Consider the following 26407-nt stretch of genomic DNA (forward strand, 5'->3'; position numbering starts at 1 on the left):
CGATGGACTGGACCGGTCAGTCGTGGTGAATCTCCCCGACGCGGCGGAAGTCGCCGGGGCTGAGCCCGGTCTCGCGGCGGAAGAACCGGCAGAAGTAGGCCGGGTCGGCGAACCCGACGCGGCTCGCGACCTGCCGGACGGTCAGGTCCGTCCGGAGCAGGAACCGCTGGGCCTCCCGCGTCCGGGCCTCGCGCAGCAGCTGCGCGGCGGTGCGGCCGGTCGCCGCCTTCACCGCTTCGGTGAGGTGACCGGGGGTGACGCCGATGCGTTCGGCGTGCGCGGTCACCGACCACAGCCCGAGCTCGGTGCGGGCGGCGAGCCGGGCGAACTCCGCGGCCACCGCCCCGGCGGGCGCGGGCGGCGCTTCCGGCGTCCCCGGCAGCCGTCCCGCGCGCACGACGAGGACGTGCAGCAGCGCCCGCAGCACCGACTCGGCGTCGTCGCCACCGCGGCGGTATTCGTCCTCCAGATCGGCGATGAGCCGCGTGACGCCGGCGTTCGCGCGGGCGTCCAGCCCCAGCCACGGCCGTGCGCTGAGGCGTCGCAGCAGCTCGCGGTCGGCCGGGTAGTCGAGGAGGAAGTCGTCGGTGAACACGACGACGTGGCCGGTCAGGCCGCGGACGTCCGCCCACTGGTGCACCTGCCCCGGGGCGATGAAGCCGAGGTGCGGCGGCCGCAGCGGCCAGCGCGCCAGCTCGACGACGTGCGTCCCGGTGCCGCCGGTGACGTGGACGAGCTCGTGGAAGGTGTGCCGGTGCGGGAAATCCGCACGCGCCAGCGGCCCGATCGAATCGAACGTGCCGACGGCGATCGGCGGCGCGTTCGGGGCCGGCACCTCCAGCCGGTGCATCGGCAGTTCGCCGGCCCGCGGCGGCGGGCAGGGCGTCCCCGGCGGAACGGTGGTACCGCGCATGGCGGAAAAGTCTAGACCAATTACCGGGCGTTTCGTCCGGTTGTGCCCCGATGATCGCAATCCGAACGTCGTAGTCCGGACACGAAAACGGGGCCGGTCCACAGTGGACCGGCCCCGTTCACGGGTCTTGCTTACGCGCGGCTGCGACGCCGGTTCACCAGCAGCATCAGCGCGCCACCGCCCAGCAGCAGGCCGCCCACGCCGAACGGAACCGCGGCGTCGACACCGGTGTTGGCCAGGTCGCCGCCACCGGACTGCGCGCCACCCGGGGTGGTGGTCGGCGCGGTGCTGGTGGCCGGGGCGCCCGCCTCGGTCCAGGTCGCGGCCGCCTTCGCGGTCACCTGGGTCTTCTCCGAGTCGGCGACGATCAGCGACTGCGCCGGCTTCTTGGCGTAGTTGTCGGCGACGAACAGGCGGCCGGTGTCCAGCTCGCCGGTGACCTTGAGCGAGAACGAGCCGTTGCCCGGCTTCGCCTCGGCCGGGACGTCGACGAACAGCTTGCTGCCGTCCTTGACGTCCGCGGTCTTCAGCTCCTTGCCGTCGGCGTCGGTGACCTTGACGCCCTCGGGCAGCTCGGTGGTGAGCGACGTGATGTCACCGGACGTGGCGACCTCGAACGGGCCGATCTTGGTGCCGGCCTTGCCCTCGGTCTTCGGCGACGCGATGTTCAGCGCCGGCTTCGGCTGCTCGCCGATGCCCTTGTTCTCGTCACCGGTCAGGTAGCTGTACAGCGACGCGACGTCGGCGTTGGCCTCGGCCGGGTTGTCCTCGGCCAGCGGCTTCGTGAGGTTCAGGTTCACGCCGTCGCTGAAGTGCCACACGGCGGCCTGCGTCGCGGCGATGGCCTCGCGCTCGGAGATGCCGTCGTTGACCTTGACGCCGGACTTCGCCAGCGCGCTGCCCAGCGCGTCGAGCGCGACACCCGGGTAGCCGTGGTGCAGCACCCAGTTGATCTTCGCGCTGTTCTTCTCGAAGGGCGAGTTCGCGGCGGGGTACTTGTTCCACGGGCGCTCGACCATGTCGACGTCGGTGCGCATGCCGACGGTGATCTGCACGCAGTAGAGCTTCAGCGTGCTGCCGTCGGTCAGCTTCAGCGAGAACAGCTTGGTGATGTAGTCACCACCGCCGTCGAGGTTCAGCCGGTAGCCGACGGTGCCGGCGTTTTCGCTGACCCGGCCGCGCGCCGCGCCGTCGTCCGCGAGGGCCGACGGGGCGCCGACCATGACCGCGGCGGCCGCGGCGAGAACCGCGATCCCGCCACGCACGAGAGTGGACCTGACCTGCATAAATCTCCTATCCGAGCCCGAACCACGACGTGGGGACCGCGCAGATGAGCAGCGTCGATCGCGGCGGCCACCGATTCGGGTGAGTGATCACCCGGTCAAGCGAATCCGGAGCTTACACAGACACCACAAGTGCTACGCAGGGTGCCCCCTTAAACACGAATGTGTCCGAATAGCCGCAGAAATCCTCTTGAAAAAGGCGCACGGCACTGTTCTTTCCGGACGGATCGGCGTCGCCTCCGGCGAATCATCGCCGGGGCGCTGTCAAGCCGGTCTGCGCAACCCGGAAGCCATCCTCCCGATGACGGACGTGTACTCCGCCTTCAGCTGTGGTTTGTCCACATCGGACGCCTCGGCCAGCGCCATCCCGGCCGTGCCGAGCATGCCGAACACCAGCCGGGTCGTCGTCTCCAGCGGCTGCTCGTCGAAGTCGCCGCCGTCCACCAGCGCCTTGATCAGCTGCTCGACGAGGCCGTAGGCGAACTGCGCTTCGGCCGCCTGCCAGCGCACCCAGCCGAGGGCGATCGGCGCTTCCTGCCAGACGAGCCGGCCGTACACCGGGTCGCAGCAGCGGTCGAGGAACGCGTCGAGCGCCGCGAAGGCCGCCGCCCACGGGTCCGCAGCGCGGGCGGCCGCGCTCGCGGACAGTTCCATCGCCTCGGTTTCCAGCTGCTCGAACACGGCCTCGAAGAGCGCCGTCTTGTTCGCGAAGTGGTGGTAGATGGCGCCGCGCGTCGCCTGGATGTCGGCGGCGATGTCCTCCAGCGCGGTGCCGCTGAAGCCGTGCTCGCCGAACCGGCGGGTGGCCGCCACCAGCAGGGCGGCCCGGGTGGCCTCGGAGTACTGCTCCCGCCGGCTCTTGACGGTCGACATGCGCAGAGCATACGACATACACTGCGTATGTCACCGACACGGCGTATCTCCGGGGGTTTGCATGACGAACACCGACGAGCTGCTGTTCAACCCGTTCGCACCGGGGTTCTTCGAAGACCCGTACGCGCAGTACCGGCTGCTGCGCGACGAGGACCCGGTGCAGAGCCACCCGCTGGGCTTCTGGTTCGTCTCGCGCTACGAAGACGTCTCGGCGCTGCTGCGCGCGGGGCTGTCGGTGGAGATCGAGAACCTGGCCGCGGGCCCGTTCCTCGACCAGCAGGCCGCGCTGACCCCGGACGCGAACCCCGGCGCGCTGAACCTGTCGATGCTCGACCGCGACCCGCCCGACCACACCCGCCTCCGGTCCCTGGTGACGAAGGTGTTCACCCGCCGGGCCGTCGCGGCGTTGGAACCGCAGATCGTCTCGCTCGTCGACGCCTCGTTGGACCGGATGGCGGAGAAGGGCACGTCGGACCTGGTCGAGGAACTGGCGTTCCCGCTGCCGTTCGCGGTGATCTCGACGATGCTCGGCATGCCGCCGACGGACCACGCGCGCATCCGCGAGCTGAGCGGAACCCTGGTGCGCTCGCTGGAGATCGTGGCGGACGAGGAAACGGCCCGGGCGATCGCGTCGGCGGACGCCGAGCTGTCGGCGATCACCCGTTCGGTGATCGAGTGGAAGCGCAACCACCCGGCGGACGACCTGCTTACGGCGTTGATCGCAGCGGAACACGACGGCCAGGTCCTGGACGGCGACGAGCTGGTGGCCCAGGTGGTGCTGCTGTACGTGGCGGGCCACGAGACGACGGTCAACCTGATCGCCAACGGGGTGAACGCGTTGCTGCGGAACCCGGATCAGCTGGTTTTGCTGCGCTCTCGGCCGGAGTTGGCGTCGAACGCGGTGGAGGAGTTCTTGCGGTACGACTCGCCGGTGCAGCAGACGCGGCGGATCACGACTTCGCCGTATTCGGTGGCGGGGAAGGAAATCCCGGCGGGGACATTTGTGCTGGCTTGCTTGGCCTCGGCTAACCGGGACGAGCGGTTCTTCGGGCCGGACGCTGACGAGTTGCGGTTGGACCGCCCGGAGGCCCGCCACCAGGTTTCGTTCGGCGCGGGGCCCCACCACTGTCTGGGTGCGGCTTTGGCCCGGCTGGAAGGTCAGGTGGCGATCAGCCGCCTGGTGCAGCGGTTCCCGGACCTGGGGTTCGCGGGGCAGCTGGAGTGGAACGGGCGGATCAACTGCGGGGGCCGGCGAAGTTCCCGGTGACGGTGAACGCCGGCTGATCCCTTCGGTGTCGCGCCGGCGCTGGCTGGCTTCAGGCCACCCTGAGCGGCTTTGGAAGTACTGCGAGGCCTCCGGGTTGTCGTTGAACTCGAGGACGTTCCCCAGCTTCTCCGCCAGCGCGGCACGAACTTCCTGCGGTGTGATGAAAAAGAACTCGCGGCGCAGGTTGACCCGGTTCAGCCGCCGGTCGGCGAACATGGTGTGCAGCTCGTTCTCGAGCGCGACGGCATCCTTCGAGAAGTACAACAGGTGGGTGTCGAAGGGAAAGGGAACCGACGCGTCACCCAGTTCGTGGATGCGGTCGTTCGGCTCGCGACGTCGGGTCATCCCGATCTTCACCACGTTCTCACCGAAAGCACCGATGTTGCTGATGACGTACACATAGCCGGCCCGGATGTTGGCGATGCGGTAGTCGTTCTGCGTGATCGCCGACTCGATGGCGGACAGCCGTTCACGCAGCTCGCCGGCCTCGTCGTGCTTGCCTTGCTCCGCGAGTCTCGCGAGTGCATTGCTGTAGTGGTCGCGTTCTTTCTCCAAGCGCTCACGTTCAGCCTGCAACTCGGCTTCAGCGCGCTTCTCCTCACGCAGAAGTTCGCGTTCGGCCCGAGCCGCTTCGCGTTCCTCCTGCAGCTTGAACTGGTAGTCCCCCGTCAGCTCTATCTCACGCAGGCGAAGCTCGTGGTACTCCGTCGAGACTCGCATCTCCATCATTTTGCCGAGCTTCGCGATCGATTCGACCGACCTCTCGAGTCGCTGTTTCGCCGAAGCCACCGTACCGGCGCGCACCGACCGCACGCAGTTGTCGGCCTCGGCGTTGTACGCCCGGAGCATCAACTTCGAGAAGTCGGCGGTCATCTTCCGCCCCTGCGCCAGCGAGTTGTTGTAGGCGAACCGTTCGGCGGCGAGGATGGCGCTGCCGTTCTTGACGAAGTCCTTCACCTGCTGACGGATCGCGGTCAGCGCCTCCTTGTACTGCACGGCGTTCTCGAGCGGGTGGTGGTACTCGTAGATGCCGACCTGCTGCAGCAAAGCCGCATCGTCGAGCTCGACCAGCTCACTCCTCGCCTGGTCGATCTGCTCGCGAAGGGCCTGCAATTCCCGCTCGGCCACGAACCGGATTTCGTCTGACTCGTCGCCGCCGGGCCGTGCGTCGGGGACATCGGGCGCAAGCGTTCCCGTCGCGGGTGCCAGTTCTTCCCAAGCAGAACCCGAAGCCGTTGGTTCTTCCTGCTGCACTTCGGCAACCCAGAACTGCCAGCCCGGCGGTGCGGGCGGCCAAGACGGGTGCGGCTGCCAGCCCGGCGGCGGCACCCAGCCCGGCTCCGGCGGCGGCCACCCTGGCGGCGGAGCGAATCGGAGCCCGTTCACCGGACCTTCCCCGTGCCGAAGGACGTCATCCACGAACGCCCTTCTTGTCGTCGATCGGCGTCAAGCGGTGGGGTGCCTTGGACACCACGGCACGAAGGTGTTTCAAAGTCTCGGATGGCGTGATCCGCGCCAGGTCGATCTCCAGGAAGTCCGCGCGGTCGACCGCCAAGGCGATCAGCCGGACGAACACGTCCTTGCCGACAGCCGGATCGACGTGGTTGACGCCGCCGACCAGCGAAATGCTGTCGATCTTGCCGTTGCGGTCCGATTCCCAGACCTCGTGGACGGTGCGCAACGTCATGTTGTTGATCAAGTCGGCGTACCTGATCGTGGAATCCCGCTGCGCCAGCTTGGTCTCCGCGATCTCGTCGCTCGCGCGCACGTACCGGAAGGACTTGGTCGCCGGGATCGCTTCGGGCGGCGGGAACACGAGTGTGATCGACAGTTCGCGGAATTCCGGACTGAACGAGAAGTCGATGTCGCTGTGGGCGGCGATGACGTCCGGGTAGATCGAGTTGCCGAAGACGATGCCGACGTACTCCTCCACTGCCTCGGCTTCACCCGCCGCAAGCCTGCCGATCAGGTCGTCGAGGCGCCGGTTCTCCTCGTCGACCTCCCGCTGGCGTTCAGCGCACTCGGCGTCGTACCGCTTTCGGTCACCGGCCAGCCTCCGCAACCGCTCGCCCTCCGCAGCCTGGTGTTGTTCGGCTGCGGCCCGTTGCTGCTGGGGAATCTGCGCTACGAACGCCCGCCACATCGCGTGCGCCTGCTCGAATTGCCCCTGGGCAACCGCCGTGGTCGCCGCGTGTTTCTTCTTGGCGAAGACCGCCGAAATACCGGTAGGCGGCACCGGAGGCCGGAAGACCGGCTCGGGAGGAGCCACGACCGGCGCCGGCGGGGGCAATGGAACCAAGTACGCCGACTGGAACGGCGGGTGCTGAGCGACGCGGCGAAGTTTTTCCAGGTCGACGTAGTCGTCGACGGCCAAGGTCGACTCGAGGACACCGTCGATGGCCGCCAGCTCTTCCCGCAAGTCCGCGTTGAGCGACTCGACTCGCATCTGCTGGGCCTCGACGTGGAGCCGCTTGGCCTCCCGTTCCGCCTGGACGGCCGCCTGCGCGTCAGCGCGCGTCATCCGCTCTCGCGCAGCTGCCGCAGCCGCGGCAGCGCGGTGCATCTCCCTCTCCAGGCGCACACGCTCGCGCTCGGCAGTAGCGGCTTGACGCGCTCGCTCCTTCTGCGCCTTGGCAGCCTGGTACTGCATTTCGGCGAAGAACCCTCGGCGCCGCCCCATCGATGTGCCTCCGACCTCAGCGATCTCAGTGCTGTTCAATATCGCTGAGGCGGGCTGAATGTTTCACACTCGAGTGACCATCTTGGGGATCGGGAGGGCGGAACACCGGTCGACGGCGGGGCAGTGCAAGCGCGGCGATTGGTCGACCAACGCCCCAAACCAGAGCCCTGACCAGCGTGAATGGTGCCCCTGACCCAGCTCGGCCACCCTCTGCACGTCGGGACGCCCACGGGCGAAGTCGACACCCGCAGCACCGGTTCCCACTGCGGTCGCGGCGGCGATGAGCAGCGCGCCGAGGCGGAGGACTCTCTCCAACCGCGAGCGACGTCGGACAGGCTCCCAGTCGGAGAATTTGCGCTGGCCCGGTCGCGGCTTGCCGTTCCTACGCCGATGTGTTGTCGGCCCGATCGAGTGCGTCCGGATTATCGGGGTCGTCGAACCAATAGCCGTTCTCCCCGAGGTAGCGGAACTGGACGGCGGCGTCGGGGGCGACTTCGACGGTGGCGGTGCGGCGGCCGGTGGTGTGGGGTTGCAAGTGGTGCCGGCCGGGAGTCCAGCCGTTGAACGATCCCACGACGCTGACGCGACCCGGAGGCTCGTCGGTGGGCAAGTTGAAGACGAGGCGCTTCGCGCCGTTTCCGTCACGGCCTTGGCAAATCTTGATCACTCGGCGGAAGCCTCTCGGGATGTCCATTCGGAACAGTGCACTCGACGCTGAGCGCGTCCATGATGCCACTCGGACGCCGCGTATTTCACCCTCGCCGACGCGACCTTCACCCCATCGATGGGTCGCCGACACAACGCACAACGGCGGCTCGGGACGGCAAGCTGGCTGCCGGAGCACCCGGCTGTGCGGGGTGAGTACGGGCGCGCCGGGTAGCCCGATCGAGTGGGCGCTGCCGACCCGCGTTCCGGACGTCACGGTGGACGGGGTCGCGCGTGCGGTGGAGTGAAAGCGCACTGGAGAACTAGCGAGTTTCGGCTGTGGCCGGCGCGGACCTCACGCGCTTGGCGGGTACCCGCCGGCGTCCAGGCTGGTCGGATCGACGGACAACGCCAGCCAGTTCAGAGCTTCGGCGACGCTGCGGTGAACGGGCAGAACGTGCTGCAGCCCCAGCGCGGTGATCGGCCGCACCAGCGCTCGTGGTCGCCCGGCCACGGCGAACGGCACCTGAGCCACGGCCGCGTCGGCGGTGGCGTCGATCAAGATCGTCAGGATGCGTGCGGCGCAGAACTGGACCGCCGAGGTGTCGCAGACGAGCGCCGGTGGTTGGCGGCGTAGTTCCCCGGCCAGCAACGCGGAGAGCTGAGCGGTGACGGACAAGTCGAGCTCGCCCGCTGCGATGACCACGCTCGCTTCGCCGGTCCGGCCCACTGACAACGTCGCCGGCGGGCGGCGACGTGGATCCCGCGGCCGCGGGACGGACATCGACGGCATGACCATGGCCTCCTCACCTCTTGTGAGACCGCACTACCGCGCCACCCGGTTCAACCCCACCACCGGGTCGCCGGGCCGGCGATTTGCACCACAACATCGACGGTACCGCCGTCGAGCAGCCGCTGCAGCATCGCCGCGGTCTCTTCTCGTACAACGGAACACGACGACCGCGAATGCCCGCGGGCGCACCGTCGGAGCCAGTCGTCGCATTCCGCGGCAAACGTACTCAAATTTCTTTCCAGGGCCGTACTCCCCCCGCATGCAGGAGTAGCCGATCGTGTGGTTTCGGCGGCGAGGAGGTAACGAACCCACACGGTTGTCCGAGCACCCGAAAGAAATCTGTCCGCCGGAGGTCCTCCGGCACGGGAAATTGAGGGTGATCACCTGGCACCTGCCGCCGGCCGAACACACCGTCCCGGTCACGGCTCGTTTCGCCTTCCCCGACGTCACCCCGTTTCCTCGCCCAGTGGGGCTCACCGTAGCCGCGCTACCAGCGACAGCCATTTCTCCGCGTCGGCCCGGTCGGCGTGGACCGGCAGGATGCGGTCGAGGCGCAGGAGCCTGATCGGGCGGACCACGGCGCGCTGGTGGGCGATGACCGCGCAGGCGAGTCCGCGGGCGTCGGCGCTGGTGACGGTGTCGACCAGGACCGACAGGGCGCCGGCGGAGCAGAACCCCACGGCGGCGAGGTCGATGATGAGCGCGGCGGGACGCAGCGTCAGTTCGTCGTCCAGCCGTTCCCGCAGTTGCGCCGTGTTCGACAGGTCGAGGTCGCCGATGACGGCGACGGTGGCCGCGTCGGCAGTCGTGGTTACGGCGAACCGGGTCTGGACGGAAAGTCCGAGTTCGAAGTGACTGCGGGGTCCGGCGGTGGAGGGCATGCGGTGGCCTCCTCGTCGACGCGGGAGGGCCGGGCAGGCCGGGCCTCCCCGCAGTGCCGGGCCGGAAGAACCAAGCCGAAACCGCCGCGCCGGAATGGGCGCGGCGGTTTCGGCTTGGGGCGATCAGTCGCCCTTCCTTGTACACCAAGGGCGGCTCGGCAGGCGGACTCAGTTGTCCTGGCTGGTGCCGCCGTCGGTGACGCCGCCCGAGGCGCAGTTGTACGGCGACTCGCCGCTGGCCTCGGTCTCGCCCGGCGACAGGACCGGCACGCCGATCCCGTCCAGCGAGTCGCGGACCGGCACCTGGACGCCGAGCACGTTGACGTCGTTGCCGCAGAAGCCGACCGTGCCGTTGACGTTGTGCAGCACGTCGGTGTTGTTCAGGTTGACCACGCCGACCTGACCGGTGTAGTCGTAGCCGTGGTGACCGTGGTGGTGCCCGTCCTCGTCCGGCGTTCCGGCGGCCGCGATCCCGCCGGTCACGAATGCGCCGGCCGCCATGGCGGCCGCGATGAAACCGATCTTCTTCAGCATGGGTTACTCCCTCGATTGATGGTGAGACAGCGGCGACGGCAATGAAGGTGTGTTCCGCCTCGGTGGGGAGAACGTACTGATGGCGTGCTATTCATTCCAGCCGGTTTCGCCGATCGTGTGGGGTGCGCGAGCCCCTGACCGGGGTTCGCGTAACTCGAATGGGTACCTACCCGACGTCCCGAGATATTCACGCCAGGTCGTTCGGGCGAATCGGCCGGCTGAATGGGCCGGCCGCCGGATATTCAGGCCAGGTGCGTCGGGAAATCCGGATCCCCATTACGCAGTGTGGCTCGTCCCCGCTCGAACCCCTTTTCACTTCACGCGTTAGGGCTTGATTTTCGCGCGCCCACCGTGCCACTGCGTCACAAAACCCCTTTTCCGGTCCTTCGAACGAGAAACCCGTTGGCCGTTCCTACGCTGCGACGTGGGCACCCGCCCCTGTTGTCAGCCGGAACCCGTCCGCGGTACCCGGCTAGGGAGTCGTTCGTGATGGATTACGCAGTGCTGGTGGCGTCCGCGGTGTGTTACGCCGCGGGGATCGTCGCCCAGAGCGTCGCTGCCCACCGGGCCGAGAACCGGCCGGGCACCGGGCTGGGGTTGCTCGCCCGGCTGGCTGCCGACCGGCTGTACCTCCTCGGCTTCGCCGGGCAAGCCGGGGGCTTCGCATTGGCGTTCTTCGCGCGCGCGTCGTTGCCGCTGTACCTCGTCCAAACCGCGTCGTCCTCGGCGATCGGCCTGGCCACGGTGTTCGGGGTCGCGGTCCTGGGCTGGCGGATCCGCGCCGGAGAGGTCGCGACGCTGGTGCTGCTGGCGACCGGGCTCGTGGTGCTCGCGGGGTCGTCGGCGACCTCGGTGGCCGACGACCTCCGGCCCGCCGGCACCGCGACGCTCGCCGTCGTCGTGCTCGGGACCGGGCTGGCCATGATCCCGGCCGGCCGGACGGGTGCGTTCCTGCCGGCCGCGGTGCTGTCCGGAGTGGCGTTCGCCGTCGTCGCGGTCGCGAGCCGCTCGCTCGCCCACCTCGATCTCGTTGCCGTACCGGGTAATCCGCTGACCTGGCTGATGCTGGTCGCGGCCGTGCTCGGCCAGGCGTCGATGGCCGTCGCGCTGCAGCGCGGGCCGGCGGCGGCCGTCGTGGCCACCGCGGATGCCACCACCCTCGTGCTGGCGTCGGTCACCGGCATCACCGTGCTCGGCGACCACGTCCTCGGCGGACACGGCCCCTGGGTCGCCTTCGGGCTCGCCGTGGTGGTGTGCGGTGTCCTCCTGCTCGGCGCGCAGTCGCGCACCGGCGCAAACCGGCTCGCCCGGGAGGCCGCGTGACCCCGCGGCCGCTCGCGAGCGTGTCGGTCGACCTCGACAACCTCTGGGCCTACCTGAAAACCCACGGCGACCCGAGCTGGCGGGACCACCCCAGCTTTCTCCCCGCCGCGGTCCCCCGGCTGCTGGAGATCTTCGGCGAGCACCGGCTCACGACGACGGTGTTCGCCGTGGGCGCCGACGTCGTCCGCGAGGACGGTGCCGAGGCGGTCGCCGGGATCGCCGCGGCGGGGCACGAGGTCGCCAACCACTCGTTCGGTCACGAACCCTGGCTGCACCGCTATTCCCGCGACCGGCTCGAGGACGAGCTGAGCCGGACCGAGGAAGCGATCGTCGCCGCCGGAGCGCCGCGGCCCCACGGCTTCCGCGGTCCTGGTTACAGCGTCACGCGCGACTTGATCGAGCTGCTCGCCGAACGGGGTTACGCCTACGACGCCAGCACCCTGCCGACGTGGATCGGTCCGCTGGCCCGCGCCTACCACAACCGCACCGCACCGCACGGAGCCGCGAACGAGCTGTTCGGCGGCTTTTCCCGCGTGGCGGCACCGGTGCACGCCTACCGCTGGCGCACGTGCGACGGCAGCGCCCTCGTGGAGCTGCCGGTGACGACGATGCCCTTGCTGCGCACGCCGATCCACTGCTCCTACCTCGTGCAGCTGCACGAGTTTTCCCCGAGGGTGGCGCGTGGCTACTTCCGGGCGGCGCTGAGGTTGTGCCTCGCCCGGGGAGTCGCCCCTTCCCTGCTGGTGCACCCGACCGACGTCCTCGGTGGCGCCGAGGCGCCCGGCATGGAGTTCTTCCCCGGCATGGCGGCGCCGGCCGGCCGGAAAGCGGCGTGGCTGGGCTGGGTGCTTTCCGCGCTGCGCGCGCACTTCGACGTCGTCGGCACCGGCGAATACGTCCGCCGCGCGGACGTGCGGCGGACCCGTCCCGTCACGCGGCTGGACGACGGGCGGTGACCGCGTTCGCCGTCGTCGTCCCGGCCCGCACCGGGACGCGGGCGGTCACCCTGCTGCGGGTCCTCGCCTGCGCCACCGTCGGGCTGGCGCCGGTCGAGGGGTACCTCACGGCCGTGCAGGGCCAGCTCGGCAAGCTAGCGCCCGCGCTGCTCACGGCGACCTGGCTCGCCGTGCGCATCCGCGAGCGGCGCTTCCCCCCGCCGACGCCACTGGACGCGGTGCTCGCGTCGCTCGCCGTGGTGCTGGCGGCGACGGCGGCGCTGCACTCCAGCGGCCCGTTCACCGCGGAGTACACCGTGCGGTGGCTGCCGTTCCTGGTGGTCACGGCGGTGCTGGCCGACGTCGCGAGCCACGAGGTGCCGATCCGGTGGCTGCTGCTGGCCGCGGCCGCGGGCGCGACGGTCGCCGGCACCGGCGCGCTGTACAGCCTCGTCGTCGAAGGCCAGGCCCGCGCGAGCGGCCCGCAACCGGACCCGAACGACCTGGCCTACTTCCTCGTCGCCGCGCTTCCCCTGCTCGCGGCCCTGGATCGACGGCGCTGGAGCGTGCCCTTGGCCACGACCGGAGTAGTCCTGGTCGTGGGGGCGGCGGCGACGTTCTCGCGCGGGGGTGCGCTGGGCCTGGCCGCCGCGGTCGGCTGGTTGCTGCTGCGCCGGGTAGTGCCGTGGCGGGTGCTGGCCGCCGCGACCGCGGCGGTCGTCGTGGTGGGTGCCGGCGCATTGCTGGTCGCCGGGCCGCACCTGGACCGCGCCGTGCGGGAGAAGACGTTCATCGCCGCGTCCAATGTGGACACACGGGAGCTGCGCTGGCAGGCGGCCGCCCGGATGGTGACCGCCCACCCGGTGCTCGGCGTCGGCCCCGGCGGGTTCCGCGAGCAGTACGCCGCGGAGTCGCACGACGCCGAAGTCGACGAACAGACACCGGTGGCGCACAACATGTACCTCGAGGTCGCCGCCGAGCTGGGCCTGCCGGGGTTCGCGTTGTTCGCCGCGGTGCCCGGCGTCGCCGCGGTCGCGAGCGAGCGGACGGTCCGGCGGGCCGGTTCCGGTCCGCGGCGGACGGAAGCGGCCGCGATCCAGGCGGCGCTGCTCGCCGTGCTGGTGACCTCGACGTTCCTGTCCGAGCAGTACTACCTGCCGTTGTGGTCGCTGACCGCGCTGGCCGTCGCGGCCGAAACGCGGATTCGCCGAGAAGGAGGGGAAAGCGCCGATGCGGGTGCTGCACGTGATCAGTGAGATGGGGTCCGGCGGAGCGGAAACACTCGTGGCCGGGATGGCCGGCCGGGGCGAGGAGTACGGCTGGGTGTCCGCGGTCGCCAGTGCCGGGGGCTTCCGCGCCGACGCGCTGGCCGCGGCCGGCACGCAGGTGTTCCCCGTCCCGCTCGCCCGCCGCAGCAAGGCGGGGGTGCTGAAGGCGGCCTGGGCCACTCGCCGCGCGGTCGCGCGGTTCCGGCCCGACGTCGTGCTGGCCCACAACGTCGGCGCGAGCCTGGTGGCCCGGCTGGCCGTCCTGCCCCGGCGGCGGCCCGTGCTGACCGTCTTCCACGGCGTCGCCGAGGACGACTACCCCGCCGCCGCCAGGGTCCTGCGCCACGTGTCCGACGGAGTCGTCGCCGTCTCCCCCGCCACCGCGGACCGGCTCGCCGAAGCGGGTGCGGACCGGCCGAGGGTCATCCGCAACGCCGTGTTCGCCCGGCCGCCGGTCTTCGGGCGCGCGGAGGTGCGCGCGTCCCTCGGTGTCCCGGAGCGGACGCCAGTCGCGCTCTGCCTCGCCCGGCTGGAGCCGCAGAAGCGCCACGACGTGCTGCTGGACGCCTGGGCCGCGGTCGAGTGCGACGCCGTGCTGTGGCTGGCGGGTGACGGCAGCCTGCGCGCGGACCTCGAGCGGCGCGCCGAGGCGCTGGGCCGCCGGGTCGAGTTCCTCGGCACCCGGGCGGACGTACCCGATCTGCTCGCGGCCGCGGACGTCACCGTCCTCACCAGCGACTGGGAGGGCCTGCCGCTGGCGGTGCTCGAGTCGATGGCGGCGGGCCGGCCGGTGGTCGCCACCGACGTCGGCGGGGTCGCCGAGGTCCTCGCGGACGGCGGCGGGCTCCTGGTGCCCCCCGCCGATCCGGCGGCGACGGCCGAAGCGCTGAACACGCTGCTGTCCGACCGGGCCAGGCGGGACCGCGCGGGCACCGACGGGCGCCGCGCCGTCGAGCGGGAGTACGACGCGCACACGCTGATGAAGTCCTACGACGAACTGCTCCGAGGTGCCCGGTGAAGGATCTCTTGACGCGCTTCCCGCGCACCGTCCTGCTGAGCGTCGCGGTGGCGCTGCTGGCCGGGGCGATCGTGCTCGTCGCCGGCCTCACGCGCGGCGCCGAGTACCAGGGCCGGGTCAGCCTGCTCGCCGGGCCCGTCGCCACCCCGGAAGCGGCGCCGCAGTACGGCGAAGTCGTGTCACTCGCCCTGCCCGCGCTCGTCGAGCTGGCCCGCAGCCCGTCCGTGCTGCAGGCGGCGGCTCCGGTGTCCGGCTACGGTCCCGGCGAACTCGGCGAGCACGTGTCCGTGGAGCTGGTGCCGGCGTCCGGCCTCGCCCGCCTTTCGGTGCGGGCGCCGTCGGCCGGGCAGGCGGGCGCGGCAGCGGCGGCGCTGGGCCAAGCGGTGATCAAGGCGGACCTGCTCGCCCCGGCCGGCAAGCTGCGGACGCTGGATCCGCGGCCCGAGGTGATCGCGGTGGCCCCGGACGCGACCCTGGTGACCGGGCTGGCCTTGGTGGCCGCGGTCGCCGCGGGGCTGGCGACGGCGGCGGTCCGCCGGCTTTCCCCGGCCGGCGGACCACGCTCGCTGCGCCGGGCGCTGGCCGCGGCGGGCATCCGGCGCCCGGTGGCGGTGCTGCCCGAGGGCGATCCGGCGACCGCCGACCGGCTCGCCGTCCTGTGCCGCGCGGCCGGCCGTCCCGTTCGCGTGCTGCCGGTGAGCCCGCACCTCGCGGAGGTCGCGGCGAAGCTGGGAGCCGGTCTGCCGGACGGGCAAAGCGGAGCCGGCACGTCGGTGGTCGCGGTGGCGGCCGGCGGACGCGGCCATGACGAGCTGACCGCTGTCACCGGGGTGCTGCCGGGCGACGCCGTGCTCGTGGCGGTGGTGCTGGCATGAGCCCTAAACAGCGGTCCGTGCTCCTCGTCGCGGCCGTCGCCGGGGTGCTGGGTGCGTGGCACGCGCTCGCGCCGTCGTGGCGGGTGCCGCTGCCGACGCCGGCCGACCTGGCGGAGGAAAGGCTGCAGGACTTCCGCGACGCCCTGTACTTCCCGATCCGGGAGTTCCTCGGCGGCGGCAACCCCTACGATCCCGCCGCGATGTTCGCGCACTGGCCGGTGCGCCAGGACTTCAACCTCTACCAGCCCTACCACCTCCTGCTGCACGCGCCGTTCGCCGTGGCGGGGTACCGGGCCGGCGCGGTCGCGTTCTCGGTGTTCTCGTTGCTGCTGCTGGTCGCGCTCGGGGCGCTGGCCGCGCACGCGGTCCGGCGGCACGTCCCGGTGCCGTTCGCGGTCACCGCGGTCGTGGTCTCCGCGCTCCTGGTGGCGAGCCAGGTGGGGAAGGCGCAGCTCTACGTCGGCCAGGTCAACCCGCTGATCGCCCTCGGCGCCGCGGGTGCCCTGCTGGCGAGGCGGGACCGGCCGGGGTGGGCGGCGGTGGCGCTCGCGCTGGCGTGGCTGAAGCCGCAATACGGCTTCCCGCTGGCCGTCCTGCTGTTCGCCCGTGGCTCGCACCGGGTGGCGGTGCGGGGCACCGCGATCGCGGCGGCGGCCAGTCTTCCGGTCGTGCTGCTCCTGGTGGTGCGCGGTGGCGGGATCGGCTCGTTCCTCGACGTCGTGACCGCGAACCTCACCCACGCGCGGGCGACCGACTACGGCGCGGTGGATTCGCCGACAGCGCAACGGATCGACGTCGCCGCGGTGCTGTTCCGCGTCACGGGCTGGGCGCCTTCCGGGGTTGAGCTGGTGGTTTTGGCCGCGGTGCTGGTCGTGAGCGTGCTGCTGGTCCGGCGCCTCGACCGGGTCTCGGCGGGGCCGGTCGCCGACCTGCTGACGTGCCTGGCCGTGGTGGTCTGCGTGGTGCACCAGCCCGGCGACGTGCTGATCGCCGTGCCCGCGATGGCGGCGACGGCCGCGCTGGGGTGGCGGCACCGCGCCGAGCCGGGCTGGGGCGCCGCGGCCGCGGCGGTCCTCGCGCTGGCCGTCCCCTTCGCGCATCTGTACACAGTGGACACCGCGGTGGTCTCGGTGTTCGGGGCCCGGGCGGCGGTCACGGTGGACGGTCTCGCCGTGGTCCTCGCGTGGGGCTTGGCGGTGTTCGCCGCGGTCCGGCTGACTCCGGCGCGGACCGCCGAACCCGTGGTGGCCGGATGACCGACACGCTCGGGAGCCGCGCGGTCCGCGGTTCCCTGTGGCTCGGCGTGGTCAACCTCGTCAGCAAGAGCAGCCAGATGCTGGTCACGCTGGTGCTGGCGGCCCTGCTGACCGAGGGGCAGCTCGGGGCCGTGGCGCTGGCGGTGGCGGTGGTCAACCTCGGCCAGGTGGTGCAGTCGATCGGCGTCTACGACCTGATCGGCCGCACCGAGCGGGACCCGCGCCGGGTGGCGGGCACCCTGCTGACGTCGAGCGTCGGCGCATCCCTGTTTCTGACCGCGGCCCTGGTGGCCGTCGCCGGTCCCCTCACCGCGCTGCTCGGCACCCCGGAGGCGGCCGGCTTGGTCCGCTTGGCCGCGCTCGGCTTGCCGTTCTCGGCGGCGGGCGGTGTGCAGCTGGGCCTGATGCACCGGGAGCTCGACTTCCGGCGCCGGATCGTGCCCGACGCCGGCGGCGCGGTGCTGGGCGCCGCGCTGACCGTGGTGCTCGCGGTGGGCGGGGCCGGGCCGGTGTCGCTGGTGCTCGGCCTGCTCTGCACCGCGGTTGCCCAGCCGCTGCTGGGCTCGCTCGTCCGCGGCGGGGTGCGCCCGTGCTGGGACACCGGCGCGGCCGGGGAGGCGCTGCGGTGGATCGCGGTGGTCGGCCCGGCCGCGGTCGTGGCCGCCCTGCTGGTCAACCTCGACTACCTCGCGGTGGGACACGTGCTCGGGCCGGCCGCGGTCGGCGTCTATTCGCTGGCTTACCGGCTGGCCTGGGTGCCGTACATCATGGTGGCGGTCGTGCTCGGCGCGGTCGCCTTCCCGGTGTTCGCGCGGTTGCGGCGCGAGGGCCGGGCACTGGACGAGGCCGTCGCCCGGTTCACGGGGGCGGTGCTCGTCGTGACCGGTGGCCTGTACCTCGCGCTGGCGCTGCTCGCCGACCGCGTCGTGCTCCTGGGTGCCCGGTGGGCGGACGCGGCGGCCCCGCTCGTGCTGTTGTCGGGCTACGGCGCGGGGATCTGCCTGCTGCAGATCTGGTACCAGGCGCTGAAGGCCACCGGGCACGTCCGGCGGTACCTCGTGCTGGAGACGACGCACCTGGTCCTGCTGGGGCTGGGGCTGGTTTTGCTGACCAGTGCGGGGATCGGGGCCGTCGCCGCGGTGCAGCTCGGCGCGGCGTGGCTGGTCGTGCCGTTCGCGTGGCGGCTGCTGGCCGGGATCGGCGTGGCGCCCCCGGTGGCGAAGCTGGCCGGGATGGTGGTTCGCGTCCTGCTCGCGTGTGCCGCCGCGGCCGTGCCCACCGTCACGCTGGCCCACGCCGGGTGGTTCGGGACCGCGGAATCCTTGCCGGGCGGGATCGCCGAGGCCCTGCTCCTCATGGCGACCTACGCCGGCGCGACCCTGCTGCTGCAGCGACCCGCCCTCGCCGAACTGCGCCGAGGTGGCCACGGATGAGAGTCGTGCACGTTTCCCAGCCGGTGGCGGCCGGCGTCGCCGTCGTCGTGCTGGAACTCGCGGTGGCCCAGCGAAACCGGGGCTGCTCGGTGACCGTCGTGTGCCCGCCGTCGGGCTGGCTGGCCCGCCGTGCCCGCGAACTCGGCGTCCCCGTCCGCGCCTGGACGGCGACCCGTTCCCCCGGTGTGCGTTCCGTCGCCGAAACGCTGCGGCTGCACCGGCTCCTGTCCGAGCTGGACCCGGATGTCGTGCACCTGCACAGTTCGAAAGCCGGGCTGGCCGGCCGGCTGGCCGTGCGCGGTGGCCGGGCGACGGTCTTCCAGCCGCACTTGTGGTCCTTCGAGACCGCCCGCGGGCCGCTGCGCCGCGCGACCGCGGCGTGGGAGCGGTTCGCCTCGCGCTGGACCGATCTCGTCGTGTGCGTGAGCGACGACGAACTCGTCGCCGGCCGGGCCGCCGGCGTGCGGGCGAGAGCCGAGGTGGTCTGCAACGGCGTCGACACCGTGCGGTTCTCCCCCGGTGACCGCGGCTCGGCCCGCCGTCGGCTCGGCCTGCCCGAGCACGCCCCGATCGCCGTCTGCCTCGGCCGGCTGGCCGAGCTCAAGGGCCAGGACCAGCTGCTGTCGGCCTGGCCCGCGGTGCTGCGGCGGGTGCCGGGCGCCCGGCTCGTGCTCGCCGGCGACGGGCCGATGGGTGCCGTGTGGCGGGAGCGGCACCCCTTGGCGGGCCACGAATCCGTGCTCTGGCCTGGGCACACCGACGACCCGGTGGCGTGGTACACCGCCGCGGACGTCGTGGTCCTCCCGTCCCGCGCCGAGGGCATGGCCCTCGTCCCGCTGGAGGCCATGGCGTGCGCCCGGCCGGTGGTCGCGTTCGACGTCGGCGGCGTCCTCCAGAGCGTCTCCGCCGCCGGCGCGGTGCTGCCGCCCGGCGACCTCGCCGGCCTCGCGGACGCCGTCTCGGCCCGCCTCGCCGATCCGGAGCTGGCCACCTTGGAGGGGAAACGCGGCCGCCGGCGCGCGGAACTGTCCTTCGACCGCGGCCACATGACCGCGCGGATCGCCGCCCTCGTCGACGACCTCAACCGCAGGGAGCACGTCTCATGACCCGGATCGCCTACTTGCTCACCCAGGATCGAGGCGGCCCGGTCGACGTCACCGTCCGGTTGGCGACCGCACTCGCAGCCCGTGACCTCGACGTGCGGATCTTCGGTCCCACGCCCGCTCGCGGCGCCAAATCGGTCCGGGGACTGCACGAGGAGCTGCGGGTGGCCGGCAAACACGACCTCACGGCGGCGGCGCGCGCCCGGGCCGCGATCCGCGGGTGGCAGCCCGACGTCGTGCACGCGCAGGACCGGCGCGCCGGCCTGGTGATCGCGGGCTTGCGTGCGGGCCGCGGCCCGCGGCCCGCACTGGTCCAGACCTACCACGGAGTGCCGGACGACGTGACCGAGCCGTGGTTCCGCGGCGAGCGCCCCACCGCCGGTCCGGCCGCCTACACCAGGACCGTCCTCGCGGCCGACGCCGTGGTCGCCCGGCTCCTCGACCGCACGGTCGTGCCCGCCGAAGCGATGGGCCGTTTCCTGCACCGCCGCTTGAAGCTGCCCGTGGCGCGGCTGACGCACATCGACAACTGCGTCGACCCGGCCGAGCCGGACCCGCCGCGCGGACCGGTGCGGCACCTCGTTTTCGTCGGGCTGCTGGTGGACCGCAAGGGCATCCTCGATCTGCTGGCCGCGCTGGCCCTGCCCGGTGTGTTGCCGCCGGACGCCCGGCTCACCGTGGTCGGCGACGGCCCTCAGCGCGCCGACGCGGAACGAGCGGCGCAGACGTCCCCGCTCACCGGTCGTGTCACCTTCCTCGGGTTCCGGCCGGATGCGCCCGCGCTGCTGGCCGGGGCCGACGCGCTGGTGCTGCCCTCTTCGATGGAGCAACAGCCGCTGGTCGTGGCCGAAGCGATGGCGGCGGGCAAGCCCGTGGTGGCCACCGCGACCGGCGGCGTGGCCGACATGCTCGACGTCGCCGGTGTCCCGTCCTTCCTCGCCCCGCCCGGTGACGTACCCGCGCTCGCCGACCGGCTCCGGACCCTGTTCGCCGAACCGGATCCCGGCCGGATCGGGCGGCTCCTGGCCGCGCGCGCCGACGCGCGCTACCGGCCGGAAGCCTGCGCGCGAAGGCATCTGGCCCTGTACGAAGAGCTGGCCGGGGCTAGGGTTTCGCCGGCTGGACGAGCACGACTCCGTCCGCGGCTTCGAGCGTGATCGGCGTGGGTGTCGGAGAAGGCGTCGGCGGAGGCGTAGCCGGTGGCGGGCTCGGGGGCGGGGAGCCGGGCTCGACGAGCCCCTCGGGGGGAGTCACCGTCTGCGTCGCCGCGGTCGTGTTCACCGCGACCCAGCCGTGGCTGAACGTCCGCGTCCAGACCCCGTTCGGCAGGCGGCCCGCGGCGTCCACCGCCTCCCCGAGGCCGCTGTCCTGCAGGGTCGACCACTCGGGTTCGCGGTAGTCGTCGGTCGTCGCCCGGGTCCAGCAGGTCCGGGGGCCGGCGAGCAACGCCGCGCTCGCGTACCCGGCCCGCTCCTCCCGGGCGTTCCGCGTCCGCGTCACCAGCAGCAGCAACGACTCGCCCAGCGCCGCCTGGGCACGCAGCTCCTGGAACTCGTTGCCGCGGAACGTCAGGAGACCACCGGTGCCGCCGTCTTCGCGGAAGCCGAAGTTCTCCTCCATGGCGCCGCCGAAGCGGGAGTGCGCGGTCCACCGGCCCGGGACCAGGTGCGTCTCGGACACGTTGGGCACCAGCAGCTTGCCCGCTTTCACGAAGGCGTCGCCGGTGAGGGAGAGGAACGCGTCGAGCCCGTCGCGGAGCTTCCGGTCGGTCTCCGCGACGCTCGCGGTTCCGGCGAGGACCGCGGACGAGTAGTGGCTCAAGGAGTTGAAGTCGTTGTCCGCCAGGACCCCGTCCCAGCCTTCGCGGGTCGTCTCCGCGACGACGGCGTCGGTCCAGGCCTGCTGGTAGTCCGGGTTCCACACGGTCATCTGCCAGTGCTTCGGGTAACCCTGCCACTCGATGCGGCGGCCGTTGCGGTCCGTGGCGAACCAGTCGGGATGGTCCTGCTGCGCGGCGACGTAGCCGATCCCGCTGGGCAGGAAGGCCGCGTCACGGCCACCGTCGACGGCGCCCGGGTAGTTGCGGGTGCTGGAAAGATCCTTGTACACCAGCACCTTCACCTGCGGGTTGAGCTGGTGCAGCCGGCGCATCGCCGCGCCCTGGTCGGCGTTGAGCACGACGAACCGGTACCGCTTGGCGGCCAGCTCGATCTGGCCGGCCGTGGGCGGCCGGCCGATCCCGTACCACCACGCGCACGGAGCCGACGGCGTCGGCGGCGGGACCGACACCCCCTGCGCCGAACTCGTCACGCACCCGGAAAGGCAGCCGGCGACCAGCACGAGCAGACCGGTCCAGACCCGGATGCGGTTCCGGCGCATCAGCGTTGCCTTCGGCACAGCAGTTCTCCCACGGTGAGGATGATGATCTTCACGTCCAGCCAGAGCGACCAGTTCGCGATGTAGTAGTTGTCGTAGCGCGCCCGATCGGCGATCGAGGTGTCGCCGCGCAGGCCGTGCACCTGAGCCAGCCCGGTCAGCCCGGTCGGAACGCGGTGCCGCGCCCAGTACAGGTCGTGCACGGCGGAAAACTCGTGCACGAACACCGGCCGTTCCGGCCGCGGCCCGACCAGCGACATGTCACCACGCACGACGTTCCACAGCTGCGGGAGCTCGTCCAGCGACGTCTTGCGCAGGAACCGGCCGACCGGCCCCACCCGGCTGTCCCCGGCGACCGACCAGCGAACCTGCGAATCGTCCACACCGGACGGTCGCACACTGCGCAGCTTGTAGAGCAGGAAGGTGCGGCCGTCCATCCCCACCCGCACCTGGCGGAAGAAGACCGGGAAGCCGCTTTCCAGCAGAACGGCGAGCGCGCACCCGGCGATGACCGGCATGAGCACGACGAGCGCGGCCGCGGCCAGCGCCGTCTCCACGAAGCGCTTGACCCACCAGCTGGGCCGCCGGGTCGGCACACCGCCCAGCCACACCAGCGGATAGCTGCGGAGCCGGTCGACTCCGGGTCCGTCCGGGCAGAGCTCGAACAGGTGCGGCAGCACCAAGGTGACGCAGCCGGCCCGGTGGGCGCTGATCGCGGCGACGACGGCGCTGTCCCGGTCGTCGCCGGGGGCCAGGATCACCGTCCCCGCGCGCAACCGGGTGATGGCTTCGGTGAGGTCGTCTCCGATCGTCTCGATCGGCAGGCCGGCCGGTGCGGGATCACCGGCCGGCACGGCCACGCCGACCGGCAGCAGGCCGAACTCGGGGTGTTCGAGCATGGTCCGGACCAGCTCACCGGCGAGGTGCCCGGACCCCACGACGACGGCCCGGTCGCACCGCCGCAACCGGCGACGTCCCCACCTGCCGAGCGCGAAGACCAGCGGACGGACGCTTTCGCCGAGGACAGCGGAGAACAGGACGACCTCCTGCATCGCCGCCGTGCGGTTTCCGTCCATCCCGGCCACGATCCCCACGCCCGTGACGAGCGCGAACGCGAGGGCGGCGGTGGTGACGGAGCGCGGGAGGTCCTGCAGCCAGGAAAGCCAGAGACGGCGGCGGTGCACCCGCCCGCCCAACCGGGCACCGGCCAGCGCCGCAGCGGTCACCGCGGCACCGGCGGGTCCCGGGGCCGTCCGCACGACCGCGGTGGCCCAGGCGGCGCAGTCGAGCGCGAGGAGCAGCACGGCCACCGCGTTGACCCGGGCCAGCAACGGGCGGGAGCCCGCCGGGGTTCCCGACCGGAGATTCGGCCGCGGGCGGCGCGGAAAGGGCAGAGATCCGGTGACGACCGCGTCTCTCAGTTCGGTCATCGGTCTCGGCCTCTTCGGGGGCGATCGGTGGTGGTGGTCATTTCTTCCTTTTCTTCACGCGTCAGCCTTTCGAGGCGAAGCCGGTTCTATCGAGTGAAGCTGACGCCCATCCTTCCGGGGGACATTCAAGGCCGCTAAAGAAACCACACAACATAGCCGAATACGTCCTGCCGACCAGCCGGAGATCGATGCCGGTCGGGTGACAAGCCGATCGAACAAAGGAACCGTGGTGCACGAAGAAGCCACCTTGGCCACACTCCCGGAAACCGACCGCGCCGAGAGACCGACCGGTGGACGGGCGCACGTCGTCCTGCCCGCGTTCAACGAGGAAGCGTCGTTGCCGGCCCTGCTGCGACGGCTCGCCGAAGTGGCCGGCACCGAACGGCTCACCGTCTGGGTCGTCGACGACGGTTCCGCCGACGCGACCGTCGCGGTGGCCGAATCGGGTTTCGGCGGGCTCGATGTCCGCGTCGTGCGGCACCTGGTCAACCTCGGACTCGGCCGTGCCGTGCTGTCCGGGCTGCGCGCGGCGCTGGAAGAGGCCGGGCCCGACGACTCCGTTGTCGTCATGGATGCCGACGACACCCACGATCCGGCGCTGATCCGCGGGCTGCGGGCGGAAATCGCCGCCGGTGCCGACGTCGCGATCTGCTCGCGCTTCGTCCCCGGTGGCGACGACCGGACCGCCCCGGCCGCGAGGCGGGTGTTGTCGCGCGGCGCGGCGAAACTCTTCCGCCACACCCTCGACGTCGACGGCGTCCGGGACTTCACCAGCGGCTACCGCGCCTACCGCGCGTCCCTGCTCAAACGCGCCACCGCCCACTGGGGCGAACGGCTCATCGAAGAGCAGGGTTTCGCGTGCATGGTCGAACTCCTGCTCAAGCTCCGCCACTGCCGGCCGGTCATCACCGAAGTCCCGCTCACCCTGCAGTACGACCGCAAGCAGGGGCCGAGCAAGCTCAAGCTGCGGCGGACCGTCGTGCAGTACCTGAAGTTGCTCGCCCGCGACCGGCTGAGCCCGGCGCCCTTCCGAAAGCTGTGACCCACCGGTGACTCCAACGACCACCGCCCCGCACGTCGCCGTCATCGGCGGCGGCATCTGCGGCCTCGCCACCGCACACCGCCTCGCCCACCGCGGCACCCGGGTGACCCTGCTGGAGGCCGGCGACCAGCTCGGCGGCCTCGGAACGTTCTTCCCGTACGACGACCGGTGGATCGAGCGGTTCTACCACTGCATCATGCCTTCGGACGCCGGTCTGCTCGGGCTGCTGGACGAGCTCGGCTTGAAGGACTCGATCCGGTGGCGGAAAACGACGATGGGCATGGTCGTGGCCGGACGGCGGTACCCGTTCAACTCGGCTTTCGACCTCCTGCGGTTCTCCCCCTTGCGACTGCGCGACCGGCTGCGCTTCGGCCTGGTCTCCGTGCTGCTGCGGCGGTTGGGGCGGGGACGCGATCTCGACGCGCTCCGCGCCGAGGACTGGCTCCGCGGACTCTACGGGGACACCGTCTGGGACCGGCTCTTCGCGCCGATGTTCGGCTCGAAGTTCGGGCCGTCCTTCGGCGACGTACCCGCGCTGTACCTGTGGCAGCGGCTGGGCCGCGAGCGCAACGTGGCCACCCGCGGCTACCCGGCAGGCGGCTACAAGGCCATCATCGACGCGGTGCGGGACTCCATCGAGCAGGCCGGTGGAACCGTGCGGACGTCGACCCCGGTCCGGCGGCTGCACAGTGCGGGCGACAGCTCGATCATCACCTTGGACGGGGGCGAGGTGCTCGGCGCGGACCACGTCGTGTCGACCGTGCCGCTGCCCCTGCTGCGACGCATCGCCGACGACGCTCTGGCCGCGCGGCTGCCCCGGACCGACTTGCCCTACCAGGGAGTCGTCACCGCCGTGTTCTTCCTGCGCCGCCGGCTGACCGGACACTACTGGACGCCGGTGCTGCGTTCGGGGACCGAGTTCGACGGTGTCGTCGCGATGTCCGAGCTCGCCGGCACGGAGGCCACCGGCGGTCGCCACCTCGTCTACGTCATGCGCTACACCGATCGCGACTCGCAGCTGTACCTCGACGACGAGGCGGGGATCGCGGCCCGGTGGTCGGCTCAGCTCAGGGGGCTGTACCCGGACCTCGGACCGGAGGAGATCGAGGACGTGCGGGTGTTCAAGGCGCCGTTCGTCGAGCCCGTGTACCCGCTGGGCTACCTGTCGCAGCGCCCCGCCGTCGCGGTGGCGGGCACGAACCTGCTCCTGGCGACGACGGCCCACGTCTACCCCGAGGTCACGAGCTGGAACTCCAGCGTCGCGCTCGCGAACGACGTCGTCGACCGGATCGCGGCCGAACTCGATCAGCCCGCGGCCGCCGAACCGGTCCGGTGAACCGGAACCGAGCCCGCGGCAGCCGCGATCCGGGCAGCCGCGGTCCCGTCACCGTAGGGCGAAGGGAGGTACCGGAGACGCTCGCGGTGACCGGCGACGTCCTCGAGCCAGCGTGCCGCCTCCTCCCCGATCCGCGGTCCGGCGGGCACCCGCACTCCGAACGTCCCGGCGATCTCGGGTCGCTCCGTGCTCCGCCGCACGACGATCACCGGTCGCTTGAGGACACTCGCTTCCTCTTGGATGCCACCCGAGTCGGACACGAGCACCGCCGCCTCCGCGGCCAAAGCGAGGAAAGCCGGGTAGGCCTGGGGCTCCAGCACGACGAGCGGCTCGAGCAGCCGGCCCAGCCCGAACCGCGTCACGCTCTTCGCGGTGCGCGGGTGCAACGGGAACACCACCGGTACCGGCAGCCGGCCCAGCTCCTTGAGGATCAGCGCCAGCGGCCCGGGATCGTCGACGTTCTCCGGCCGGTGCAGGGTGGCCAGCGCGTAACCGTCCCGCACCAGGCCCCGGGCCGCCAAGACGGCTTCGCGTTCGCAGGCGGGCGGGAGCGCGGTGTGCAACGCTTCCACGACGGTGTTGCCCGTGACCACGATCCGTTCGGCGGGGACGTTTTCGGCGAGGAGGTTCTCGCGGTTCAGCCCGGTCGGCGCACAGCACAGGTCGGCCAGGTGGTCGATCAGCACCCGGTTGTGCTCTTCGGGCATCGCACGGTCGTGGCTGCGCAGCCCGGCCTCGACGTGCACGAGGGGAAGGCTGTGCGCGTTCGCCGCCAGCGCGCCGGCGAGCGCCGAGGTCGTGTCGCCTTGCACGATGACCACCCGGGCGCGGTGGGCCGCGAGGACCTCGTCGACGGCACTGATCGTCCGGCCGAGCTGGTCCCCGCGCCGGCCGCCGCCGACGCCGAGTTCGTGGAACCGGTTCGACGGCGGGAGATCCACGCGGATGCGCGAGTAGAGCGACTCGTCGTAGTGCTGTCCCGTGTAGACGACCGAACACCCATCGCCGAACAACCGCACCAGCGGGGCCAGCTTGATGAGTTCCGGCCGGGTCCCGCACACGAGCGTCGCCCCGCCGGCCGCCGCCTCCGGGCAACTCGTGACGGCTTCGCGAATGTCAGCGGTGGTCGACATGGTTTTCCTT

Annotated in this window: 23 protein-coding genes and 1 pseudogene; 12 read left to right on the forward strand and 12 right to left on the reverse strand. The window is 71.7% G+C overall.

Going from position 1 to position 26407, the window contains the following annotated elements; all coding sequences use genetic code 11:
• Positions 1 to 16: 16 nt before the first annotated feature.
• The 3 genes from ACLJQM_RS45930 to ACLJQM_RS45940 all read right to left on the reverse strand — a co-directional run bounded on the left by ACLJQM_RS45930 (position 17) and on the right by ACLJQM_RS45940 (position 3069).
• Positions 17 to 913 carry a helix-turn-helix transcriptional regulator gene (locus ACLJQM_RS45930; RefSeq protein ID WP_247018560.1) on the reverse strand — a complete coding sequence of 299 codons (897 nt, stop codon included), beginning with the start codon at positions 911 to 913 and terminating at the stop codon, positions 17 to 19.
• 131 nt (positions 914 to 1044) lie between these two features.
• A complete protein-coding gene (locus tag ACLJQM_RS45935) occupies positions 1045 to 2178 on the reverse strand; it encodes a thioester domain-containing protein (RefSeq protein ID WP_360782296.1) in 1134 nt (377 codons plus the stop codon).
• A gap of 282 nt (positions 2179 to 2460) precedes the next feature.
• A complete protein-coding gene (locus ACLJQM_RS45940; protein ID WP_360782294.1) occupies positions 2461 to 3069 on the reverse strand; it encodes a TetR/AcrR family transcriptional regulator in 609 nt (202 codons plus the stop codon).
• Between the two features lie 61 nt (positions 3070 to 3130).
• Between ACLJQM_RS45940 and ACLJQM_RS45945 the strand changes: the two genes are divergently transcribed.
• Positions 3131 to 4336 carry a cytochrome P450 gene (locus ACLJQM_RS45945; protein WP_410636391.1) on the forward strand — a complete coding sequence of 402 codons (1206 nt, stop codon included), beginning with the start codon at positions 3131 to 3133 and terminating at the stop codon, positions 4334 to 4336.
• A 189-nt stretch (positions 4337 to 4525) separates the two neighbouring features.
• Here the strand turns inward: ACLJQM_RS45945 and ACLJQM_RS45950 are convergent.
• From ACLJQM_RS45950 to ACLJQM_RS45975, 6 genes and pseudogenes are all read right to left on the reverse strand, one after another.
• A pseudogene (locus ACLJQM_RS45950) lies at positions 4526 to 5209 on the reverse strand (DUF4041 domain-containing protein); the annotation flags it as partial.
• Between the two features lie 538 nt (positions 5210 to 5747).
• Entirely contained in the window at positions 5748 to 6986 is a 1239-nt protein-coding gene (locus tag ACLJQM_RS45955) for a hypothetical protein (RefSeq protein WP_410636392.1), read from the reverse strand.
• A gap of 412 nt (positions 6987 to 7398) precedes the next feature.
• Positions 7399 to 7710, reverse strand: coding sequence for an isoamylase (locus ACLJQM_RS45960; protein WP_410636393.1), 312 nt, complete (start codon positions 7708 to 7710; stop codon positions 7399 to 7401).
• A gap of 306 nt (positions 7711 to 8016) precedes the next feature.
• Positions 8017 to 8454: an STAS domain-containing protein gene (locus ACLJQM_RS45965; protein WP_360782290.1), complete on the reverse strand. Its 438-nt coding sequence runs from the start codon at positions 8452 to 8454 to the stop codon at positions 8017 to 8019.
• Positions 8455 to 8927: 473 nt separating this feature from the next.
• A complete protein-coding gene (locus ACLJQM_RS45970; protein WP_410636394.1) occupies positions 8928 to 9335 on the reverse strand; it encodes an STAS domain-containing protein in 408 nt (135 codons plus the stop codon).
• Positions 9336 to 9503: 168 nt separating this feature from the next.
• Positions 9504 to 9869 carry a hypothetical protein gene (locus ACLJQM_RS45975; protein ID WP_410636395.1) on the reverse strand — a complete coding sequence of 122 codons (366 nt, stop codon included), beginning with the start codon at positions 9867 to 9869 and terminating at the stop codon, positions 9504 to 9506.
• Positions 9870 to 10358: 489 nt separating this feature from the next.
• On the opposite strand from ACLJQM_RS45975, the gene ACLJQM_RS45980 reads away from it, so the two are divergent.
• From ACLJQM_RS45980 to ACLJQM_RS46020, 9 genes are read left to right on the forward strand one after another with little or no spacing between them, the layout of a single operon-like run.
• On the forward strand, positions 10359 to 11192 hold the full coding sequence (locus tag ACLJQM_RS45980; protein WP_410636448.1) for a hypothetical protein: 834 nt from the start codon (positions 10359 to 10361) through the stop codon (positions 11190 to 11192).
• On the forward strand, positions 11189 to 12148 hold the full coding sequence (locus tag ACLJQM_RS45985) for a polysaccharide deacetylase family protein (protein ID WP_410636396.1): 960 nt from the start codon (positions 11189 to 11191) through the stop codon (positions 12146 to 12148). The genes ACLJQM_RS45980 and ACLJQM_RS45985 overlap by 4 nt, the downstream gene beginning before the upstream one ends.
• Positions 12145 to 13383, forward strand: a complete 1239-nt coding sequence (locus tag ACLJQM_RS45990) for an O-antigen ligase family protein (protein ID WP_410636397.1) — start codon at positions 12145 to 12147, stop codon at positions 13381 to 13383. The genes ACLJQM_RS45985 and ACLJQM_RS45990 overlap by 4 nt, the downstream gene beginning before the upstream one ends.
• Positions 13358 to 14413 carry a glycosyltransferase gene (locus ACLJQM_RS45995; RefSeq protein WP_410636398.1) on the forward strand — a complete coding sequence of 352 codons (1056 nt, stop codon included), beginning with the start codon at positions 13358 to 13360 and terminating at the stop codon, positions 14411 to 14413. Before ACLJQM_RS45990 ends, ACLJQM_RS45995 begins: the two co-directional genes overlap by 26 nt.
• Positions 14410 to 15288 carry a hypothetical protein gene (locus tag ACLJQM_RS46000; protein ID WP_410636399.1) on the forward strand — a complete coding sequence of 293 codons (879 nt, stop codon included), beginning with the start codon at positions 14410 to 14412 and terminating at the stop codon, positions 15286 to 15288. The genes ACLJQM_RS45995 and ACLJQM_RS46000 overlap by 4 nt, the downstream gene beginning before the upstream one ends.
• Positions 15285 to 16544 carry a glycosyltransferase 87 family protein gene (locus ACLJQM_RS46005; protein WP_410636400.1) on the forward strand — a complete coding sequence of 420 codons (1260 nt, stop codon included), beginning with the start codon at positions 15285 to 15287 and terminating at the stop codon, positions 16542 to 16544. The genes ACLJQM_RS46000 and ACLJQM_RS46005 overlap by 4 nt, the downstream gene beginning before the upstream one ends.
• Positions 16541 to 17977 (forward strand): oligosaccharide flippase family protein, encoded by a 1437-nt coding sequence (locus ACLJQM_RS46010; RefSeq protein WP_410636401.1) that lies wholly within the window; start codon positions 16541 to 16543, stop codon positions 17975 to 17977. The genes ACLJQM_RS46005 and ACLJQM_RS46010 overlap by 4 nt, the downstream gene beginning before the upstream one ends.
• Complete coding sequence (locus ACLJQM_RS46015; protein WP_410636402.1) at positions 17974 to 19083, forward strand: glycosyltransferase; 1110 nt, start codon at positions 17974 to 17976, stop codon at positions 19081 to 19083. The genes ACLJQM_RS46010 and ACLJQM_RS46015 overlap by 4 nt, the downstream gene beginning before the upstream one ends.
• A complete protein-coding gene (locus ACLJQM_RS46020; RefSeq protein WP_410636403.1) occupies positions 19080 to 20237 on the forward strand; it encodes a glycosyltransferase family 4 protein in 1158 nt (385 codons plus the stop codon). Before ACLJQM_RS46015 ends, ACLJQM_RS46020 begins: the two co-directional genes overlap by 4 nt.
• On the opposite strand, the gene ACLJQM_RS46025 is transcribed toward ACLJQM_RS46020, so the two are convergent.
• Complete coding sequence (locus ACLJQM_RS46025) at positions 20185 to 21459, reverse strand: putative glycoside hydrolase family 15 protein (RefSeq protein ID WP_410636404.1); 1275 nt, start codon at positions 21457 to 21459, stop codon at positions 20185 to 20187. The two genes, ACLJQM_RS46020 and ACLJQM_RS46025, sit on opposite strands and share 53 nt — an antisense overlap.
• Complete coding sequence (locus ACLJQM_RS46030; protein WP_410636405.1) at positions 21459 to 22886, reverse strand: exopolysaccharide biosynthesis polyprenyl glycosylphosphotransferase; 1428 nt, start codon at positions 22884 to 22886, stop codon at positions 21459 to 21461. Before ACLJQM_RS46030 ends, ACLJQM_RS46025 begins: the two co-directional genes overlap by 1 nt.
• A 229-nt stretch (positions 22887 to 23115) precedes the next feature.
• Here ACLJQM_RS46030 and ACLJQM_RS46035 point away from each other — a divergent pair, with 229 nt between their 5' ends.
• The gene (locus ACLJQM_RS46035; protein WP_410636406.1) at positions 23116 to 23928 is read left to right on the forward strand and encodes a glycosyltransferase; all 813 of its coding nucleotides are present in this window, start codon (positions 23116 to 23118) and stop codon (positions 23926 to 23928) included.
• A 7-nt stretch (positions 23929 to 23935) separates the two neighbouring features.
• Positions 23936 to 25264 carry an NAD(P)/FAD-dependent oxidoreductase gene (locus ACLJQM_RS46040; protein WP_410636407.1) on the forward strand — a complete coding sequence of 443 codons (1329 nt, stop codon included), beginning with the start codon at positions 23936 to 23938 and terminating at the stop codon, positions 25262 to 25264.
• Here the strand turns inward: ACLJQM_RS46040 and wecB are convergent.
• A complete protein-coding gene (wecB, locus tag ACLJQM_RS46045) occupies positions 25234 to 26397 on the reverse strand; it encodes a non-hydrolyzing UDP-N-acetylglucosamine 2-epimerase (RefSeq protein WP_410636408.1) in 1164 nt (387 codons plus the stop codon). The two genes, ACLJQM_RS46040 and wecB, sit on opposite strands and share 31 nt — an antisense overlap.
• Positions 26398 to 26407 lie beyond the last annotated feature (10 nt).

This window comes from Amycolatopsis sp. cmx-4-83 (assembly GCF_046548815.1).
Classification (GTDB): domain Bacteria; phylum Actinomycetota; class Actinomycetes; order Mycobacteriales; family Pseudonocardiaceae; genus Amycolatopsis; species Amycolatopsis pretoriensis_A.